Source organism: Pristimantibacillus sp. Z349TD_6, assembly GCF_056173205.1.
On sequence record NZ_CM149662.1, the window covers coordinates 4,288,747 to 4,307,890 of the forward strand.

Below are 19,144 nucleotides of genomic sequence, written 5' to 3' on the forward strand. Positions count from 1 at the left end.
AATCAGATTACAAATTTGCTACTTTGCCCAACAAGTAAACCAGCAGCTGCTGGTTATGAGAGGAAATGCGGTCCAGCGATTGTTCGATCATTTGAGTCCGAATCGTTGTACCGCGCTCCGCCTCCGCTTTGCCCTTCTCCGATACAGAAACCCAAACAATTCTTCGATCATGATCATCTCTTGTACGTTCAATGAGCTCATTTCTTTCCATTCGATCCAACAGTGTTGTAATTGCAGCAGGCGTAGTCGCTAAATATTGGAGCAGATCAGATGGCTTCATCGGTTGGTGCTGAAGCATCAGCTCTAATACATTCAGCTGCCCTTCTGTCAAAGGAGCAAGCGATTGTTCCAAGTTATTTTTCCATTCACGCGAAAGCTTCGTCCATAATCGAGTAAATTCTCCAGACACCATACTCCCACACTCGCTCTCTGTCAATTTCCATCTATTTGCTATTTATTATAGCAGTCTTTATTGTCGAATAAAAGATTAACCCAATTAATAATTTGCGCTATTAATCGATATATTGTTGAACATTATGACAGCGTTAGACATACAATAAGGCGAAAGCCCAGCGCTATGTCTATTCATGCTTAAACAGTAAGGAGCGTGCACCCAGTGGAAGAAAGAAAAGCTGTAATCATTCAAAAAATTAAAAATTATGGCATTATAAAAGACCCACAATGGCTGGACCGCCCGGATGAGCTGGTACCATTGTGGGTCATGCTTGAAGCTATTTTGGAAGTCATTGAACGGTTTGATCCGCCTAATCGACCTTTTGATTAGTGTCTGTTATGGAACGGGCAAGCGTGCTCGTAATAACGTCGGTTTTCTCTACTGGGAATATGAGCTTGCCTATCGATTTGCGATCTTCAATTGGTGCTTTCTCCGATGTAGCAGAAAGCTTCGCTCCTGATGAGGTAATCGCTACGATCTCTTTGGCTGCCTTGCAATAATAAGCCCCAATCAGTGACGAACCGTTTGGACGCACTCGTTTGCCTTCTTTAAATTCGAACGTTTGAACACCCTTGCCGCCTCTGCCCTGAATTGGATAATCCAGCAGCAAAGTACGTTTGGCGTAACCGATATCGGTAATGACGAGTAATTCGCCTTCATCCTCAGCAACCCATTCCGCGGTGACAAGCTCGTCTCCATCCTTAAGCTGGATACCTCTTACGCCTGTTGCAACTCTGCCCATTGAATTGACTTCGGACTCTGTAAACCGAATACTCATTCCCTGCTTAGTAATAAGCATGATTTGCTTCGAACCATCACTCAAAACAACACGAATGACTTCATCGCCCTCTGAAACCTTGCAGGCTGCAACCGCAGTGGATCTTGTAGTTGCGTATTCCTTAAGCTCCGTACGCTTGACTTGGCCACGTTTCGTTATGAAAACAAGTGATGCTGTAGATGCCAAAATATCTTTAATTGGAATGACGCTTACGATCGAATCATCCTTCGGAATAGGTACAACATTCACTATCGCTGTTCCGGTATCTTTCCATTTGAATTCTGGAATCTGATGGACCGGCAGCAAATAATATTGACCTTTGCGCGTAAAGAGCAGCAAATTGTCAATCGTATTGACTTCAAGCAACTCTCTTACGAAGTCGCCTTCCTTGACGCCTGCGTTTTGCAGCTCGCCTCCGGATCTCGTAAACGAGAGCATGCTTGTCCGTTTTACATAACCATCCTGGCTTAATGTAACTAGAACATCCTCTGGTGTAACAAGAACTTCGAGGTTAACTTTCAGCTCTTCGATCTCACCGCGCAGAACAGAACGGCGATCAATGCCATATTTGGTTTGAATCTCAAGCAGTTCATCCCTAATAACACCAATCAGCTTCTTCTCGCTAGCCAAGATCGATTTCAAGTAAGCAATCTTCTTCATCGCTTCCTTAAGCTCTTTCTCAAGCGTCGTAATTTCCAAGTTCGTTAAGCGATAAAGCTGTAAAGTAAGGATGGCATCTGCTTGACGAGCGGAGAAATCGAACTTCGCAACCAAGTTGTCTTGTGCATCCCCGCGATTTTTGGATGCTTTGATCGTCGCTATAACTTCGTCTAATATGTTGAGCGCTTTGACAAGTCCTTCTACAACATGAGCGCGATCTTCCGCCTTCTCAAGATCATATTTCGTGCGGAAAGTTACTACTTCCTTCTGGTGATCGATATATGCCGATAATATTTGTTTAAGACCAAGCTGCATCGGTGTTTTGTTCACGATTGCGACCATATTGAAGCTGTAAGCTACCTGCAGATCCGTTTTCTTGAACAAATAAGCCAGAATACCTTGTGCATCGGCATCCTTCTTAAACTCAATGACGATGCGCAGACCATTGCGTCCGCTCTCATCACGCACCTCTGCAATGCCTTCGACCTTCTTCTCTAGCCGAATGTTTTCCATCGCGGTAACCAACCGTGACTTAACGACCTGATATGGAATTTCAGTAATGACAAGCTGCTGCTTGCCTCCGCGCACATCCTCGATAGCCGTCTTAGCACGAATGTAAATGCGACCTTTACCCGTAGCATAAGCGTCTCGAATGCCTTCTTCGCCCATAATAATGCCGCCAGTAGGGAAATCCGGACCTTTTACATAGGTCATAAGTTCTTCTTGCGTCAGCTCTGGGCTTCCCATAAGGGCGATACACGCATCAATAACCTCACGCAGGTTATGAGGCGGGATTTCCGTGGCAAAGCCGGCAGAGATGCCGCTGGTCCCGTTTACGAGCAAGTTGGGGTACCGCGACGGCAGCACAACCGGCTCCTTCGTTGTATTATCGAAATTATCCTTGAATTGTACCGTTCTTTTCTCTATGTCACGAAGCAGCTCCATCGCAATTGGCGATAGACGCGCTTCCGTATAACGCATAGCTGCAGCTGGATCATCATCCTGAGAACCCCAGTTTCCGTGTCCATCAACGAGCGGATGTCCCATTTTCCAAGGCTGTGCCATCCGTACCATGCCCTCATAAATCGATGAGTCACCATGTGGATGGTAGTTACCCATAACGTCACCGACTGTTTTAGCTGATTTGCGGTATTGCTTGTCCGGTGTATTTCCTGAATCATACATCGCATATAGAATACGACGCTGCACGGGCTTCAAACCATCGCGAACGTCAGGAATGGCACGGTCCTGAATTATATACTTTGAATAGCGTCCGAAGCGGTCGCCTACCACTTCCTCCAAAAACGCCGGTAAAAACTGTTCCAGCATACTCATGCAGAAATCCCCCTATTCCTCATATTCCATAAAATCGACATTCTCAACAATCCAACGTTTACGCGGATCTACCTTATCTCCCATAAGCGTTGATACTCTGCGTTCTGCTTTGGCTGCATCCTCGATTTGTACCTGAAGAAGCGTTCTTTTCTCTGGATCCATCGTCGTTTCCCACAATTGATCAGGATTCATCTCACCAAGCCCTTTATAACGCTGAAGCTCATAATTTTTACCGTATTCCTTCAAATAGTTTTGAAGCTGCTCATCTGTCCACGCATAACGAATCGTTTCCAGCTTGCCTGATTTACGTGTAATTTTGTAAAGCGGAGGCTGAGCGATATAAACGCGTCCCAAATCGATTAACGGCTTCATATAACGGTAGAAAAAAGTAAGAAGAAGCACTTGGATATGAGCACCGTCTGTATCCGCATCAGTCATAATAATAATTTTATTATAGTTGCATTCCTCAGCGACAAACTCAGAACCCACACCTGCCCCTATTGCAGAAATGATGGCCTTGTACTCGTCGTTTTTCAAAATATCGATGAGCTTGGCTTTCTCCGGATTCATCGGTTTTCCCTTAAGCGGCAGCAGCGCTTGATATTTCGAGTCACGGCCCTGCTTAGCTGAACCGCCAGCTGAATCCCCTTCCACAATAAACAATTCCGTGCGAGTAATATCTTTTGACTGTGCAGGAGTTAGTTTGCCATTTAGATTTGAGCTCTCGCTCCGCTTCTTGCCGCTGCGGATTTCCTCACGTGCTTTGCGTGCTGCTTCTCTCGCTTTCGAGGCTTGAAGTGATTTCTTTAACAGCATTTGTGCGATTTGAGGGTTTTCCTCAAGAAACACCTGCATCTTCTCCGAGACGATTGCGTCAACAGCGCTTCGTGCAGATGAGCTTCCGAGCTGGTCTTTTGTTTGTCCGACAAACTCAACCTCAGACATTTTGATATTAATAACGACCATCATGCCTTCGCGCAAATCGTTGCCTTCAAGGTTTTTGTCTTTCTCCTTAAGCATCGCAGCTTTACGGGCATAGTCGTTCATGACGCGAGTATATGCGGTTTTAAAACCGGTTTCATGCGTACCGCCGCCGCGTGTCGGAATGGAATTGACGAAGGAAGCAATCGTCTCCGTGTATCCGTCATTGTATTGGAGGGCTACCTCCACCTCAATATCATCGCGCTCACTAGCAAAATGAATAACATCGTGCAGTACGGTCTTTTCTTCATTCAAAAACTGAACGAATTGACGAGCTCCGCCTTCATAATGAAACACATCCTGCTTGCCGCTGCGGTCGTCTTTAATTGTTACCTTTAATCCAGAGTTTAGAAAAGCAATCTCTTGCAAACGCTCAGCCAGCGTATCATAACTTAATGTTGTGCCATTCTGGAACACGCGGCCATCCGGCTTAAAAGTAACCTTAGTGCCTGTCCGATTCGTAGTGCCAATAATCTCAAGTCCGCGTACGGGCTCACCAACATGCTCACGTCCCGCTTCATCGATCCAATATTCAAAGCGTTGTCTGTGAATTTTGCCGTCTCGGTAAATATCAACCTCAAGCCATTCTGACAAAGCATTTGTAACGGATGCGCCAACGCCGTGTAGACCGCCGGATTTCTTATATCCGCCGCCGCCAAATTTACCGCCCGCATGCAAAATCGTAAATACGACCTGCGGTGTAGGAATACCGGTCTTATGCATGCCGGTAGGAATACCACGCCCGTTATCGTGTACCGTTACTGCTCCGTTCTTGTGCAGCGTCACTTCAATGGCCGAACAAAATTTAGCCAAATGCTCATCGACTGCATTATCGACAATTTCCCAAACGAGATGATGCAAACCCGAACTGCTTGTACTTCCTATGTACATGCCCGGTCTTTTACGAACTGCTGTTAACCCTTCAAGCACCTGTATATCATCGGCCTCATAATTTCGGTCTGCGGCCGCTGTATTTGCGAAGAGATCTGTTTGCTCAGACATGAGCGTCCCCCTATCTATAATCACGTTTCCGTATCTTCAAGCTATTTTAATTCAATTTGTCATGTTTCGTAAAGTCTCCAAAAAAAACGATTAGTGCAATTGAACGATCTTCAAGCCTTATTTTGTTAATGGTCATAAGAGATACATATAAGGATAACACACTATCCTTGCTTAACAGAACCTTCCAACGTTTTGTTGTGAGGTGTTCTATAGTTTCCTGTCTTGTTTCAACAGCAGCATTACTTATTCATAACCTACAGCTCAGCGTATGTAATAATCGGAATAAGCGCAAGCATAATTAACACAATAACAAAAAAACTTTTTTTGTTCCACAATTTCTACAACTCATTTTCAATAAAACGCTTAATTTATTCGTGTATATCCACGGTTTGAGCATTTCTACCAGCTTCGACCACGAAACATTGCGTTATACGCTTGTCGTACATGGAGAATTTACTGCAATGACATTAGCTAAATCCTTCGAAAATAAAATGGAATGCACACATCACTTTAATAACTGTTGTTAGCATGTTTTGCAGAATCAATAGATTTATGTATGCGTGGTAACAATTTGTATTAAAAAAAGCGATTGTGAGGCTCAGCCTTGCCTAATTAATCGATTAGGATTGACTTTAATGCTCAACCTTCGTAATATGGTTTACGATTCAAATCTACACCCAAAATCATATTCGAGGTAGCAGAATGAATACGAATGAACGCATTGATTGTTTGAAATGCAAACATTATTTTATTACATGGGAGCCAAGTGCACCTAAAGGCTGCAGAGCTTTTGGATTTAAAACAAGCGTACTGCCGAGCATAATGGTTTTTCGCTCATCTGGCAAACCCTGCATGCATTTTGAAACAAAAGAAAATCATAAAAAATAAGATTATATCAAAAGTTTTGAAATTAGTGTATTAGGGATATTCCGAACAAAAAAAGCACCCTAAGGTGCTTTTTTGAGAACAATGCGAACTACGACTTTCTTCCTATTACTTATGCTTCGACCAGTTAGGGTCGCTATTCTCAAGCAAATAAGAAAAATCGTTTTCCAAACGCTTTTGCTCCTGCTTCTTCTTTTCTTCTTCCTGTTTGCGAAGTTCTTCTTTACGTGATGCTTCAGCCTGCTTCATATCATCCGCTTGTGCTTTTAGCTTGCCTAGCACCTCATTGCTTAATAAATCCTTAAGCGTCAAGCCGTTTTCCGACTCATTTTTCGGAGCATTTTTTGATGATGTTCTAGGAGCTGAAGACGTTATTTTTTTCTGTTTTTTACCCATAGCTGCTGCACCTGCCTTAAAATAAACTTTCTATTCGTTAGTATACGATACGTAAAGAGCTTCTGCAGCTTTACGAGCTAAATCTCGTGCTTGCTCTACATCAGGAGCAGTGCTCAGCGCAACGGCCATTCTTCGTCCAACCTTCGTTTCTGGTTTTCCAAAAACGCGAACCTGTGTATTAGGAACCGACAAAGCCTCTTCAATACCGCCAATACGGAAATCGGAAGATTCACGGTCTGCTTTCAACGTATGTGATGCACCATGTGACAGCAACCGAATTGTTGGAATTGGAAATCCTAAAATAGCTCTTACATGCAGGGCAAACTCTGAAAGATCCTGAGTCGCCATCGTTACCATGCCTGTATCATGTGGACGCGGCGATACTTCACTAAACAAGACGCCATCCTTTGTAATGAATAGCTCCACTCCGTAAATACCAAAACCGCCCAGCTCATCGGTGATGCGTTGCGCTATGGACTCCGCTTGAGCAATTTGTGCCTCAGTCATATGATGCGGCTGCCAGGACTCGATATAATCGCCATCCTTCTGCACATGACCAATTGGCGGACAATAGCTTGTACCCGAAACTGATCGTACGGTAAGCAGTGTAATTTCAGATTCAAATGTTACAAAGCCCTCCACGATAACACGCTGCTTCTTGGCACGTCCACCTTCCATCGCATAGCTCCAGCATGCTTCAAGCTCCGCTTCAGATCGGCAAACGCTTTGTCCTTTGCCTGAGGAGCTCATAATTGGTTTGATGACACATGGGAAACCAAGCGTTTCGGCCGCAAGAGCAAGCTCTTCAAACGTATCTGCAAATCGATATGGCGCGGTAGGCAGCTCCAATGTCTCAGCAGCTAAGCGGCGAATGCCTTCGCGGTTCATCGTCAGCCAAGCTGCGCGTGCTGTAGGAATAACGCGATGTCCTTCCTTCTCAAGTTCAAGCAGCGTTTCTGTAGCTATTGCTTCAATTTCCGGAACAATATAGTCAGGCTGCTCCTTCTCAATAATACGGCGAAGCTCAGCCCCATCCAGCATATCCGTTGTATAACTGCGATGTGCAACCTGCATAGCTGGTGCTTGATCATAGCGATCTACTGCAATGGTCTCGATGCCAAGCCGCTGAGCCTCCAATACAACCTCTTTACCAAGCTCACCAGAGCCTAGCAGGAGCAACTTGCGAGCATTCGTTGTTAAGGGTGATCCATACATAAAGAAAAAGAACCTCCTGGAAGCAAATCGAATCGTCAGCTCTGTCCTAAAGGCAGAGACTAGCGTTTCGGTTCGTTTTTTCTTCCATTGTGGAGGTTCTAAGCTTAAAAATCAACTATTTTATAAGCATTTGCTGAAATGAATGATGCTCACGTTTTAAAGAAAACGGTACTGTGCTTCGATCAAGCCGTTGTAAACGCCGCGCTTTGCAAGCAACGCTTCGTGATTGCCTTGTTCAACGATTTCACCGTGGTCAAGCACGATAATTTCATCCGCGTGACGAATCGTCGACAATCGGTGAGCAATCATAAAGGATGTACGTCCTGCTAGAAGAATTTTAAGAGCTTCTTGAATTTTCAGCTCCGTTTCAGTGTCAATGCTGGCTGTTGCTTCATCCAAAATTAGAATTTGCGGATCAGCTAGCAATGCTCTGGCGAACGATAACAGCTGACGCTGACCCATGGAGAGTACATTGCCTCGCTCCTCAACCTGCGTATCATAGCCATCTGGCAGCCCCATAATGAAATCATGCGCGTTAACGGCTTGAGCTGCTGTTACGATCTCCGCATCGGTTGCATCCAAGCGGCCATAACGGATATTGTCACGAATCGTGCCTGCAAAAATAAACGTATCCTGGAGCACGATGCCAACCTGTGAGCGCAGGCTTTCGATCGTCACATCACGAATATCGATGCCGTCAATGAGGACACGGCCTTCAACCGGATCATAGAAACGGCATAATAGGTTGATGATTGTACTTTTTCCTGAACCAGTATGCCCGACGAGCGCTATCGATTGGCCTGCTTTTACATCGATGGTGATGCCCTTGAGTGCTGGCCTTCCCTTCTCGTATTCGAACACGATATGGTCGAACTTTACAGCGCCAACAATTTTCGGAAGCGGCTTTGCAACCTTTAGTTCAGCTACAGTCGGTTCTTCATCAATAAATTCAAAAATCCGTTCTGATGAAGCCATCGCAATAAGCAGCTGGGAGTACATTTGTCCTAGTCGGTTGATCGGGTCCCAGAAGTTACCGATATAGTTGGCATAACCAACAAGCAATCCAACGGTAATCGCACCTATTTGAATGAGGTGGGAGCCATACCAGAATAGAATAAAAGTACCGATTGCTGAAGTGATCTCGATTACAGGGCCGAACGTTTGGTTAAGGGATGACGCTCGGTTCCATGATTTATTGTTGATCGTATTCATATGATCGAAGAAACTCATATTGTCTTTCTCTTGCACGTACGCTTGCGTTACCTTCATCCCTTGAATACTTTCATTTAAATGAGAGTTAATACGGGACTGCTTAATGCGCACATCCTGCCATGCAAAACGAATCTTTTTGCGCAGAGTCGTCGATACAATGAACATTAACGGTACGGTTATCATGACCGCAAGGCCAAGCTTAAAGTTCCATACGAGCAAAATAATGACGATACCGAACAATTGCACACAGTCCATCAATAAGTTGACGACACCGTTTGTAAACAAATCCTGCAGTGCATTTACGTCATTCGTGACACGAACGAGTACTGAGCCTGCTGGGCGCTTGTCGTAAAAACGGAAGCTTAGCTTTTGAATATGCTGGAATAAATGATTTCTGAGATCATAAATAACTTTTTGCCCAATGATATTCGTATATTTGATTCGGTACGTATTGGATGCCCATTGAATAACATATAAGACCAGCATAATGCTTGCGATAGTAATCAACTTTGGTACACTTGTTTCACCTTGCTCAGGAGCAATCGCTTCGTCAATTGCCAAAATGACGAGCGCCGGCACGCCTAGGCGTGTCAACGTACCAAGAATCATCATAACGATGACGGGCATTAATTGTTTGGTGTAAGGCTTCATATATCCGAATAGGCGGCGCAATTGGCCCCAGTTAAAGGGCTTTTCAATCAGCTCATCGTCTTGGTATATGAAGCGTTCATTTTTATTGCTAGCTTTTGCTTTGGCACTCGTACTCATTATACGGTACTCCCTTTCCGCTCATTCGCTTGCGCAGCTATTGCAGCATCATCAAGCGGATAGTCAGCATATTGAATGTTGTAGGTGTCGCGGTATGGTCCTTGCTGCTTAATCAACTCTGCGTGTTTACCACGCTGAACGACATGGCCTTTGTCTAATACGATGATTTCATCGGCATGTCTAAGCGAAGAAATCCGATGTGCAATAATAAAGGTCGTGCGGCCAGCCATCAGCTCCTTGAAGCCCGCTTGAATTTCATGCTCGGTTTCCATATCTACCGCGCTTGTTGCGTCATCCAAAATTAAAATTCTAGGATTTTTTATGAGTGCTCTAGCAATGGCAATCCGCTGTTTTTGTCCACCGGACAAGCCCATTCCTCTTTCGCCGACGATCGTATCGTAGCCTAGCGGCAGCTCCAAAATAAAGTCATGCGCTTTAGCCAGCTTAGCTGCGTGCTCGATCTGCTCTGGCGTTACATCCTTCACGCCATAAGCGATATTATCGCGAATCGATGCCGAGAATAAGAACGTTTCTTGAAACACGGGTGCTATTAATGAACGAAGACTTGCGACATCCAAATTTTTAATATCGATCCCGTCTAGCGTAATTGAACCTGTTTTTACATTATAGGCTCTCATTAACAATTGAATAATCGTTGATTTCCCTGAGCCTGTCGCACCAAGAAACCCAATGACAGAGCCTGCTGGCGCATCAATGACCAAATCGGTTACCGCCGGCGTTTTGTCAGGATAACTGAACGTAACATGATCGAAGCGTACATGACCTTTTACGGTACCGCTGCTAACCTCAATCGCGTGCTCAATATTTTTCACATGAACATGTTCATTCAGCAGTCCTAGTACACGCTCGCCTGAAGCTTTGAACTGCGTGTAGTTGTTAATATGGAACCCTAGGCCCCACATCGGACCGATAATGTACCAAATCAAGCTGAAAAATGCGACAAATTCACCGAGCTGCAGTGATCCGTTAATGACAAGAATACCGCCTGTTACAAGCAGGATAACTGCGCTTAAGTTCGCAACAAGCTCCATTACAGGGAAAAATTTCGCCCAAATCTTTGCTGCGCCAACCTGATTCGTTTGATAGGCTTCACTGCGTATGGAAAATTTCGATACCTCATGCGATTCACGTGCAAATGATTTAACCGTGCGTACGCCCGTAATATTCTCTTGAACCGCTGTCGTTAAATTACTCATCGCTTGGCGCATTTCGCGGAACGCTGGATGAATATTGCGTTCAAACCGAATGGCTGCGAAGCCTAGCAGCGGTATCGTTACTAATGTAATCAATGTTAGCTGCCAATGAATAGAGAGCATCATTGCGCCGCCGAACAAGATCATCAACACCATATTCAAGATTTGTGCAAAGCCGAAACCGATAAAGTTGCGAATCGCCTCTAAATCAGCTGTTAAACGTGACATCAAATCGCCTGTTTTTGCTTTGTCATAATATTGAAATGACAGCGTCTGCAGCTTGTCGTACAGTGCATTCCGCATGTGGAATGCCACTTTGTTACCAAGCCGTGCACCAAAAAAACCATGTAAATACTGCATGCATCCTTTAATGATAATGACTCCGACTACTGTAAAAGCAAGCGTCGGCACTAACTCGAATTTTTTCGGCGTGATGACATCATCAATCAAGTATCGCAGTAAATTCGGATAGACAAGTCCGAGCGCCGTAGCGCACATTAAGCAAAATATCGAGGTGAACATAAACTTTCGTTCCGCCCAATAAAATGCTTTCAACTGCCTTAGTACGTCCAAGTAAATCCATCTCCCCGTATCTATTTTGTAAGCATGAATGAATATTATCAGCATCATCAAATGCGAGCAAACAGTATAAATATGCATATACCTGTTATAAACCGCTTATTGACTCGTTATCTAAATTGGAAACGGTTAATACTCCCAATTGGTCGCGAATCATGACAAATATGTGCCTATTACTCAATTTTTGCACAAAAACACACTAAATAAAAAAAAGCTTTTGCAAGCGTTTTACACGCTCGCAAAAGCATTCAGCTGTTAATGCGATAGAACAATCCGTATTCATTGACAATTAGATATGAATCAATTGATTATACAGCTGCTTCAGCTCAGCCGTGTCCGCACTGCCGGACAACGAGATTCGTTTGCCACTTTCATAGGCAAGCATATCGTCTTGCAGCTGTTTACCAGCTTGATCAGCCGCTTTCTGCCAAATTTGCTCGTAAAGCGATGTCCACAAGAGCGTTTGCTCGGACATCCATCCATTTAATGAAGGAGCAAGCAGCGCTTCAAGCTCTTTGCGAAGAATCGATTTGCCTTCGCCTTCAAAAAATTGACGCGGTGATTTGAAACGGCTCCAAAGCAGCTTCGTATCAACGTTATCCGCTTCCCAAGCGGTCGGCTCATCTGGCGTTGGCAAAGCAGCTGGCGCATAAGGAACAGCACTATACGCGGAAATTGAATTTTCTAAACGCTGCGCAGTATGAATATATTGCTTTTGCAGCTGCGTATGAATGCCTCGCTCCATACGAAGCGAGGTTGCCAGCATCTCCTGTGACAGCTCCAGCTGGACGAGCCGCTGCAGCTCCAGCCAAGATGTCCAAATGGCTTTGCGCAAGTCACGTCCATCATCCTGCAAGGAGGCCGGATTAAAGGCTAAGTTATAAAACTCACCAAAACGGTATTGGATACGCTGAACGACATAATACAATAGCTCACTAAGCTCCTGCTTTAGCTGCTCAGGGATCGTTCCGGTTTGAAGCGCTGATATATCGATCTTCGCTTCATTCACCGCTTGCAGCAGCGCAACAAGCTCAGCTTCACGCCCAGCTGCATCGCCCTCTGCGCTTTGAAGCCAGCCGGCAACTGTCGCTGCCGCTCGTTTCAAGTCCTGCTCAGCGGCATCAATAGCTAGCCGTCCGAGATCGTTCTGAATAAAGGAAAGAAATGATTGCTCGAAAGCTTCAATGCCGGAGCGTTGCAGCAGCTCTGCATTTCCATCTAGTTTACCGTCCAGCGCCTGCAAGCTCGATACAGGGAATAAGCGAGGAGAGCGAATTGCATGCTGCAGCAAATTCGTCTCTACATGCTTTAGCACTCCTGTAAGCTCCTCCTGATCTGCCGCCAAATCGGCTGCGTTAACAAGGAAAAACATTTTATCAAGCTCAAACTGATCCTTCACCCTGCCAAGCTGCATCAGAAACTGACGATCAGCTTGCGAGAAGGCGTGATTGTAATACGTGACAAACAAAACTGCATCGGCGTTTTTAATATAATTGAAGGCTACGCCCGTATGTCTAGCATTTACAGAATCCGCTCCTGGCGTGTCAACGAGCACGATACCCTGCGCCGTCAATGCGCAGTCATAATGTAGCTCAATTTCACTCACGAAGCAGGAACGAGATTCCTCAGCAACGTACTTTTCGTATTCCGCTTGATCGACCGACAGCTGCTGACCGAGCAGCGGTTCATGCTCTGCCCAGCCTGCACGGGCTGCGCGCAGGAAGCTGAAATGCGGGCGACCGCCAGCTCCGATGGAATCCGGAGATAGGCGATCGATCGCCCGCATGAGAGCAGCGTCATCAGACTGCTGCTCTTTTTCACCGAGGAGCGCTAGGGAATAGCGCACATCATCGATAATGGCAGCGCGCGTCTTCATGACAATGCGCGCTGTACCATGACCGTGCTCCGCCGTAGGGGGCACGAGTCGGTTGATCGCTGCCGTCGTCGGATTAGGAGAAACCGGCAGCACCGGTTCTCCGATCAGCGCGTTCGCAAGCGATGATTTGCCGGCGCTGAAGGCGCCGAATAATGCGATGGTGAAGCGGCTGTCCTGCAGCCGCTTCGCCTTATCGCTCATCGCTTGCGCAGCAGCCGCAAGCGCAGCATGCGGCGCCAGCAGCTCCGCGGCGCTGGCTAAGCGCGCTGCAGCGCTGTGCTGCTGCGCCAAAGCTGCTCCGCCAGCTAGGGCGCTTCGCCCTGCTGCCGTATGATGCTGCCCCGCTTGCGCGCTTCGCCCGCTCTCGCTCGCAAGCACACCCCGCGCTTCAGCAGCGTCGCTGCCAGCTTGCGCGGCAATACCCCCGCCAGCCACAGCTGCACGCGGTGCTGGCAATGCCGGCCTTGCCGGCGCCTCAGGCAGCGCGGCAGTTAGCCGCGCCTTATGCTCCTCGGCGCGCTTCGCCAGCGCCGTAAGCGCATGAAGTGCACCAGCCTGCGCGCGAAGCGCAGCAAGCTGTGACTCTGCCTCAGCGGCGGCAGCTTCGCCTACCGCCGCTGCATGGTCTGCCAGCGCATCGATAATCTCAAGCGCGCGCTGGCGATAAACGGCCTTCACATCCGCGGCTAGATCGCGGCTGAACGTCATCGTATATTCGTTGCTGATGACGGCGCCAGGTTTCACCCTCGCAATAAGCCACTCCGAATCCGGCAGCCAAGCCAAGTTCCGCGCGAGCTCCGATTCCAGCAGCTCGCCATCGTATGATATACGCTCTGCTTCCGTACGGAGCAGATGCTTCACATGCCAGTCGATCGAAGCGCTAATTAAACTGTTTAATTCCTCGCTGAACGCCAGCAAGCGCCGTTCCTGCTCAGCAGCAGTCTTAGCTGCCGCAAAAAGCAGCCCCGCTTTAAAACCAGGCTTACGGCTCTCCAGAAACGTTTGAGCCAAATCACGCAGTCCCGCTGGAGTAATATTCGCATTATCCAGAAGCGTTTGCAGCTCTTTGCGAAGCTGCGCCCGGTAAACCTCTTTCTGCTCTGAAACATGCCGAATCTTCTGTTTCAGCTGATCCATTTGTGTTGTGACAAGGGCAACAGCTTCCACGCCGCCTGCCTCAGCAAGAAGCCGTTCACGCTCAGGCTCCGCTTGCTGCTCGCTCCATTTCAAATGTCCATCAGCTACATGGCGCAATGACGCATCTACACTGTACACACAAAGCGGTTTGCGGATCGTTTGCAGTTTATCTAGCAGCTCAAGCAGCTGCTCCCACTCTTGATGAGGATGTTCTGGCTCGCGCAACGACAAATAAACGATCCCCGCCGGCTCCAAGTGCCAAGCGTGAAACGCATCCTCAACGCTTTGACGATAGCTTGCGAAAGAAAGCTCGCGATCACGATGCTTATCAATCTGATTCACAATAAAATATAAGGGCTTTCCCCAATCCTTCAATTGCTTCGCAAAAGAAAAATTGATTTCAGACTGCACATGATTATAATCCATGACATAAAAAACGACGTCTGCAAGATGCAGCGCGGATTCGGTTGCCATCCGGTGTGCATCATCAGTTGAATCAATGCCAGGCGTATCGAGGAGCACGGTATGATCTCCTAAAAGCTCGGACGGATATACGATCGATACAGAAGTAAATTGCTCGCCATCGACACAATAACGGTCAAGCTGGTCGATCGGAACTTCCGCTTTGGAAGCCACACCATTCTTTACGGTTTCAACAGCTGCATAAGCACGATCCCCGCCGCGAATAGACACAACGTTCGCGCTTGTTGGAATTGGACTTGAAGGAAGCAGCTTAGTTCCGCATAAACGATTAATGAGAGTTGATTTGCCAGCTGAAAAATGTCCACAAAAAGCGACAGTAAGCCGACCATCGGTCAGCTTACTGTTTAGCTCCTGTGCTTGCTTGGCATGTAATGTATCTCCTGCAGCTGACATTAAACCAGCTGCTTCGGATATAGCTCCTGCTATGCTTTGCACGGTTGTTTCTGTCATTTGCTTCTCCTTAAACGGCTTGCTCTTCTTCAGACGGCAAACAAATTTCAAATACGTTGCCATGTTGCAAGATCATAATGTTGCGCTCTTTATCTCTCATCACAACAACCTCAGGTTTAATGCGCATACGCTCGATGTATTGATCAGGCACATCGCCTGAGCCGCTAACTGTAATGCCTTCTACAAGGATATCCTCGTGCTCCTCTGGCGGAGACTCAAGCACTTGCTCATAAATATCAGAAAAAAGCTCAAAATTGTTTGTGTACACGGAAATACAGTTCATGTTCATCATCCTTCACTGGCTATTTTAGGTTTTATACTCTTATTTTTGGTTTTAAAACCTGGCTTCATACGTTGTTTACCTTCTTTGCACAAATCAAGCAGCGGACAAATTGGACACTGCGGGCTTTGCGCTTTACAGTGATAGCGGCCGAAAAAGATGAGTCTGTGGTGGGTTAATGTCCACTCCTCGCGCGGAACGAGTTTCATCAGCTTCTTCTCTACCTCTAGGACACTGTCTTCGGCCTTAGCGAATCCCAGTCGCTTCGTTACACGATCCACATGCGTATCAACAGCGATGGCAGGCACACCAAATGCATTAGACATGACGACGTTAGCCGTCTTCCGCCCTACACCTGGCAGCTCGGTCAGACCTTCATGGCTTTCAGGCACTTTCCCGTCATATTTATCTATGACAATACGGCAAAGCTTTTGTATATTTGATGCTTTACTTCGAAACAAGCCGATGCGGCGAATGTCCTGCTCTAGTTCTTCCAGCGGTACGCTCAAATAATCCTCGGGGCACTTATACTTTTGAAATAAGTTCACCGTCACCTTATTGACCGTCTCATCCGTACATTGCGCAGACAGCAGTACTGCTATTGTAAGCTCAAACGGATTGCTGTGATTAAGCTCACAGTGTGCATCTGGAAACATGTCCGCAATAATGTCTAGCACATGACGCATTTTTTGTTTCGCAACCATCGTCCTCTCCCCTAATCAAACACTATCGTTCAAAGTGTAGCGAAATTTGTCACGCTTCGCAACCGTAAACAAGCATATTCTATAAAAAAACTGCCCCTAAGGGCAGTTTTTTCACAAAAAATGAATATCTCGGCTTATAATTGATGAAAATTTCGTTAAAAAGCTACTTGACGATTGCAATTGCATAGTTTCTAAAGCCATAGATTGTAATCGTGTCGCCTGACTTGAAAGCTGTGACTGAAACCGAATTTCCATTTAAAATGTATTTGGTCTGGCTGTTTACATTAAAATAATTCCGGTTATCCGCATCTGTTGTTTTTTCCGTCCACACTTGTGATGCAGTCGCATTGAAGTTCGTAAATACACGGCTCTCGCCAACAGCTACAGTCAGTTGCGTTTTGTTGCCTTCCAGCTTCTGAACCTCAACATAGTCCCCCACAGTAAGCAGGCTCGTTGCTGTTCCTTGCGTGGCTCCTTTTACGATAACGAACCCAGCATCTCCATTATAAGCAACAGTTTGACCTACAAGGTCTACAATAGTGACACTGTTTGCTGATATGGATTGTACCTTGCCATAAGTAACAGAAATAGTGCGTGCACGAACGGCTTCTTTTCCTAAGTAGTTAACAGTAATAATAGAGCCCGGAGTAATCTGTTCAATCGCAAGCTTCGCTCCAGCTTCGTTAACCAATTCTGTACCTAGCACATTTAGATCAAATGCGGATGTCATTGCATTTTTAACACGAATTTTTTTGTTGATTACGTCTACAGACATCACATCATATTGAGCATTTGTATGGACTCTAATCGTTGCAACACGATCTTGGTTGCTGCTCAAATCAAGCGTAAGTTGATCGCCTGCCTTCAGATCGCTGTAAGCTGCATTTGCTATGGCAGCATGCTCAACGTATGCAGTATTATATGGAAGCGACAATGTAGCGCCGTTCTCCAATTTAATGTTCATCAAGTTGCTTTGTGAATTCATTGATAATAAAGTACCTGTATATTTAGTTAAAAATTGCAGGGATACGATCGAATTTCCTGTATAGCTGATAACAATTTTTCTGTTCACGGTTAGTAAGCTATTAGCAGAAGCTAATGAAATAACGTTGCCGCTGTATTCAATTCGAGTTTTATCCGTAAAATAAAGCGCTTGGGCGTTGTTACCATTTGCATCAAGAATGGTCAATAACTTTTTATCGTAAACAAAAGCGGCGACCTGCGCACCAGCAACGACTTTCACATTGCGGTTAACTACTTTCACTTTTGTTACTTTATCTGCATCATTAAGCGTAAGCTCTACTTGATCTGCTTCTTTAATTAAATCGCCGATTGTTGCTCCATTAATGCCTTCAATTTCAACGGAAACCGTATCTGCCATCAATTTAGATACAAGTGTTGTACCCTCCATGACAGTGATCAAATCACCTGTCGAACCGTAGAATGTACCTTTAACACTCGTTGCCGACGCCTGCGTCGATGCAATAATTTTTAGTGTTGCCGGCGCATCGCGGAAGCTATCTTGTACGATGCTTATTTGGCTGTCTCTCTTAATTGAGGTTAATGCTAGCGGTTTGCCATCCGTATCAACGACGACTACTGAATCATTATAGAAAAATTCAACAGGCTTATTGTTAATCCATACATATAACTTCTTCTCATCTGCGATAACACGATCCAACGTTCCAGACGTCGTTTTAGTGTAAGTCTTATCGCCTTTCACTTCAACGTAAAGCGCCTTTCCATCCTTCGCAATGACCGTTACATCTCCGTATTCAAGAAGCTGCTGTCTTGTAATCGGTGTTTCTGTATTGTAGTGATAAAATAAAGTATCTGAATTGATGCTATAGTTGATTTCCTTCTTGTCGCTGTAAACAGTAATTTGAGTATCTGTTATTTTAGTTGCAATCCCGTTTACTTGACCTTCATATGCAACCGGGAACAGCTTCTCCGCACGGCTGAACATCGTAGCCAGACTCGCACGATCCACATTCGCTTTAGGAACAAATTTGTCTGCCGTTACACCCTTTACAAGCTCAAGCTTGGAAGCGGCATTCACATAACCCTTATAAATAGAAGTGATTTGCGCTGCATCCGCGAAAGTCGAGGCTGTATTTTGCAAACGTACCGCTTCTTCCTCTTGCTGAATGGCACGAACCATAAGCTTCGTTACCCATTCACGGGTAGCTGGCTTAGTCCCCCAAGCGATTTTAGGATCTTTAGCTGCGATTCCGAACTCTTCCACCTGATCAAGCAGGCCTTCTTGGAAAGCTAACGTTACATACGGCTTAAAATATGTGCTTACGGAAAAAGAATTAGGAAAACCGATAATTGCATCTTTATCTGCTTTTTTATCCAATCCTGCGAATCGAAGAGCCATAAGCACAGCCTCTTGCTGACTCACATTTTCTTTCGGACGGAATATAGCAGCTCCGCTTGATGTCTTATTTCCTTCAATAATTCCTTGCAATGCAAGCTTAGCAATATGCTTCTCTGCCCAATGACCACTGCTTACATCGGTAAATGGTGTTGTATATCCGGAGGCTGCTGAGGCATATGAAGCAGGAATGATTACCCCGCTTCCTGCAACTAGAGAAAACGCTAGCGCTCCAATCAAAATCTTTTTGCTCGCAAATTGCATTGTCATAAGTAGATATTCCCCCTGATTAGTATGTAATAACTCATGCAGAACGGCTTCGCCAACCTATTGCTAGGATGGAACGAAGCCATTCATA

12 protein-coding genes are annotated in these 19,144 nt (G+C 45.7%); 1 reads left to right on the top strand and 11 read right to left on the bottom strand.

The genetic code is table 11. From position 1 onward, the window contains the following. Positions 1-7: 7 nt before the first annotated feature. Positions 8-412: a MarR family winged helix-turn-helix transcriptional regulator gene (locus AC0VYE_RS18715; protein ID WP_076265740.1), complete on the bottom strand. Its 405-nt coding sequence runs from the start codon at positions 410-412 to the stop codon at positions 8-10. A gap of 204 nt (positions 413-616) precedes the next feature. On the opposite strand from AC0VYE_RS18715, the gene AC0VYE_RS18720 reads away from it, so the two are divergent. After that, entirely contained in the window at positions 617-784 is a 168-nt protein-coding gene (locus AC0VYE_RS18720) for a hypothetical protein (RefSeq protein ID WP_179089723.1), read from the top strand. Here the strand turns inward: AC0VYE_RS18720 and gyrA are convergent. The 10 genes from gyrA to AC0VYE_RS18770 form a co-directional block, all read right to left on the bottom strand. Beyond that, positions 765-3,227 carry a DNA gyrase subunit A gene (gene gyrA / locus AC0VYE_RS18725; RefSeq protein ID WP_076265739.1) on the bottom strand — a complete coding sequence of 821 codons (2,463 nt, stop codon included), beginning with the start codon at positions 3,225-3,227 and terminating at the stop codon, positions 765-767. The genes AC0VYE_RS18720 and gyrA overlap by 20 nt on opposite strands. 12 nt (positions 3,228-3,239) lie before the next feature. Continuing rightward, entirely contained in the window at positions 3,240-5,210 is a 1,971-nt protein-coding gene (parE, locus tag AC0VYE_RS18730) for a DNA topoisomerase IV subunit B (protein ID WP_076265738.1), read from the bottom strand. Positions 5,211-6,203: 993 nt separating this feature from the next. After that, complete coding sequence (locus tag AC0VYE_RS18735; RefSeq protein WP_475442536.1) at positions 6,204-6,491, bottom strand: YqkE family protein; 288 nt, start codon at positions 6,489-6,491, stop codon at positions 6,204-6,206. Positions 6,492-6,521: 30 nt separating this feature from the next. Further along, positions 6,522-7,706, bottom strand: a complete 1,185-nt coding sequence (gene purT, locus AC0VYE_RS18740; protein ID WP_475442537.1) for a formate-dependent phosphoribosylglycinamide formyltransferase — start codon at positions 7,704-7,706, stop codon at positions 6,522-6,524. A 156-nt stretch (positions 7,707-7,862) separates the two neighbouring features. Continuing rightward, positions 7,863-9,686: an ABC transporter ATP-binding protein gene (locus tag AC0VYE_RS18745; RefSeq protein ID WP_076265734.1), complete on the bottom strand. Its 1,824-nt coding sequence runs from the start codon at positions 9,684-9,686 to the stop codon at positions 7,863-7,865. Continuing rightward, a complete protein-coding gene (locus tag AC0VYE_RS18750; protein ID WP_076265733.1) occupies positions 9,686-11,473 on the bottom strand; it encodes an ABC transporter ATP-binding protein in 1,788 nt (595 codons plus the stop codon). Before AC0VYE_RS18750 ends, AC0VYE_RS18745 begins: the two co-directional genes overlap by 1 nt. A 295-nt stretch (positions 11,474-11,768) precedes the next feature. Further along, positions 11,769-15,425, bottom strand: a complete 3,657-nt coding sequence (locus AC0VYE_RS18755; RefSeq protein ID WP_475442538.1) for a dynamin family protein — start codon at positions 15,423-15,425, stop codon at positions 11,769-11,771. A 10-nt stretch (positions 15,426-15,435) separates the two neighbouring features. Continuing rightward, positions 15,436-15,708 carry an NAD/NADP transhydrogenase alpha subunit gene (locus AC0VYE_RS18760; RefSeq protein ID WP_076265731.1) on the bottom strand — a complete coding sequence of 91 codons (273 nt, stop codon included), beginning with the start codon at positions 15,706-15,708 and terminating at the stop codon, positions 15,436-15,438. Positions 15,709-15,713: 5 nt separating this feature from the next. Beyond that, entirely contained in the window at positions 15,714-16,409 is a 696-nt protein-coding gene (nth, locus tag AC0VYE_RS18765) for an endonuclease III (RefSeq protein ID WP_076265730.1), read from the bottom strand. Between the two features lie 163 nt (positions 16,410-16,572). Next, entirely contained in the window at positions 16,573-19,056 is a 2,484-nt protein-coding gene (locus AC0VYE_RS18770) for an S-layer homology domain-containing protein (protein WP_076265729.1), read from the bottom strand. Positions 19,057-19,144 lie beyond the last annotated feature (88 nt).

Coding starts and splice junctions, on each gene's coding strand:
- AC0VYE_RS18715 (WP_076265740.1), bottom strand. CDS start 412: ATGGTGTCTGGAGAATTTACTCGATTATGGACGAAGCTTTCGCGTGAA.
- gyrA (WP_076265739.1), bottom strand. CDS start 3,227: ATGAGTATGCTGGAACAGTTTTTACCGGCGTTTTTGGAGGAAGTGGTA.
- parE (WP_076265738.1), bottom strand. CDS start 5,210: ATGTCTGAGCAAACAGATCTCTTCGCAAATACAGCGGCCGCAGACCGA.
- AC0VYE_RS18735 (WP_475442536.1), bottom strand. CDS start 6,491: ATGGGTAAAAAACAGAAAAAAATAACGTCTTCAGCTCCTAGAACATCA.
- purT (WP_475442537.1), bottom strand. CDS start 7,706: ATGTATGGATCACCCTTAACAACGAATGCTCGCAAGTTGCTCCTGCTA.
- AC0VYE_RS18745 (WP_076265734.1), bottom strand. CDS start 9,686: ATGAGTACGAGTGCCAAAGCAAAAGCTAGCAATAAAAATGAACGCTTC.
- AC0VYE_RS18755 (WP_475442538.1), bottom strand. CDS start 15,425: ATGACAGAAACAACCGTGCAAAGCATAGCAGGAGCTATATCCGAAGCA.
- AC0VYE_RS18760 (WP_076265731.1), bottom strand. CDS start 15,708: ATGAACTGTATTTCCGTGTACACAAACAATTTTGAGCTTTTTTCTGAT.
- nth (WP_076265730.1), bottom strand. CDS start 16,409: ATGGTTGCGAAACAAAAAATGCGTCATGTGCTAGACATTATTGCGGAC.
- AC0VYE_RS18770 (WP_076265729.1), bottom strand. CDS start 19,056: ATGACAATGCAATTTGCGAGCAAAAAGATTTTGATTGGAGCGCTAGCG.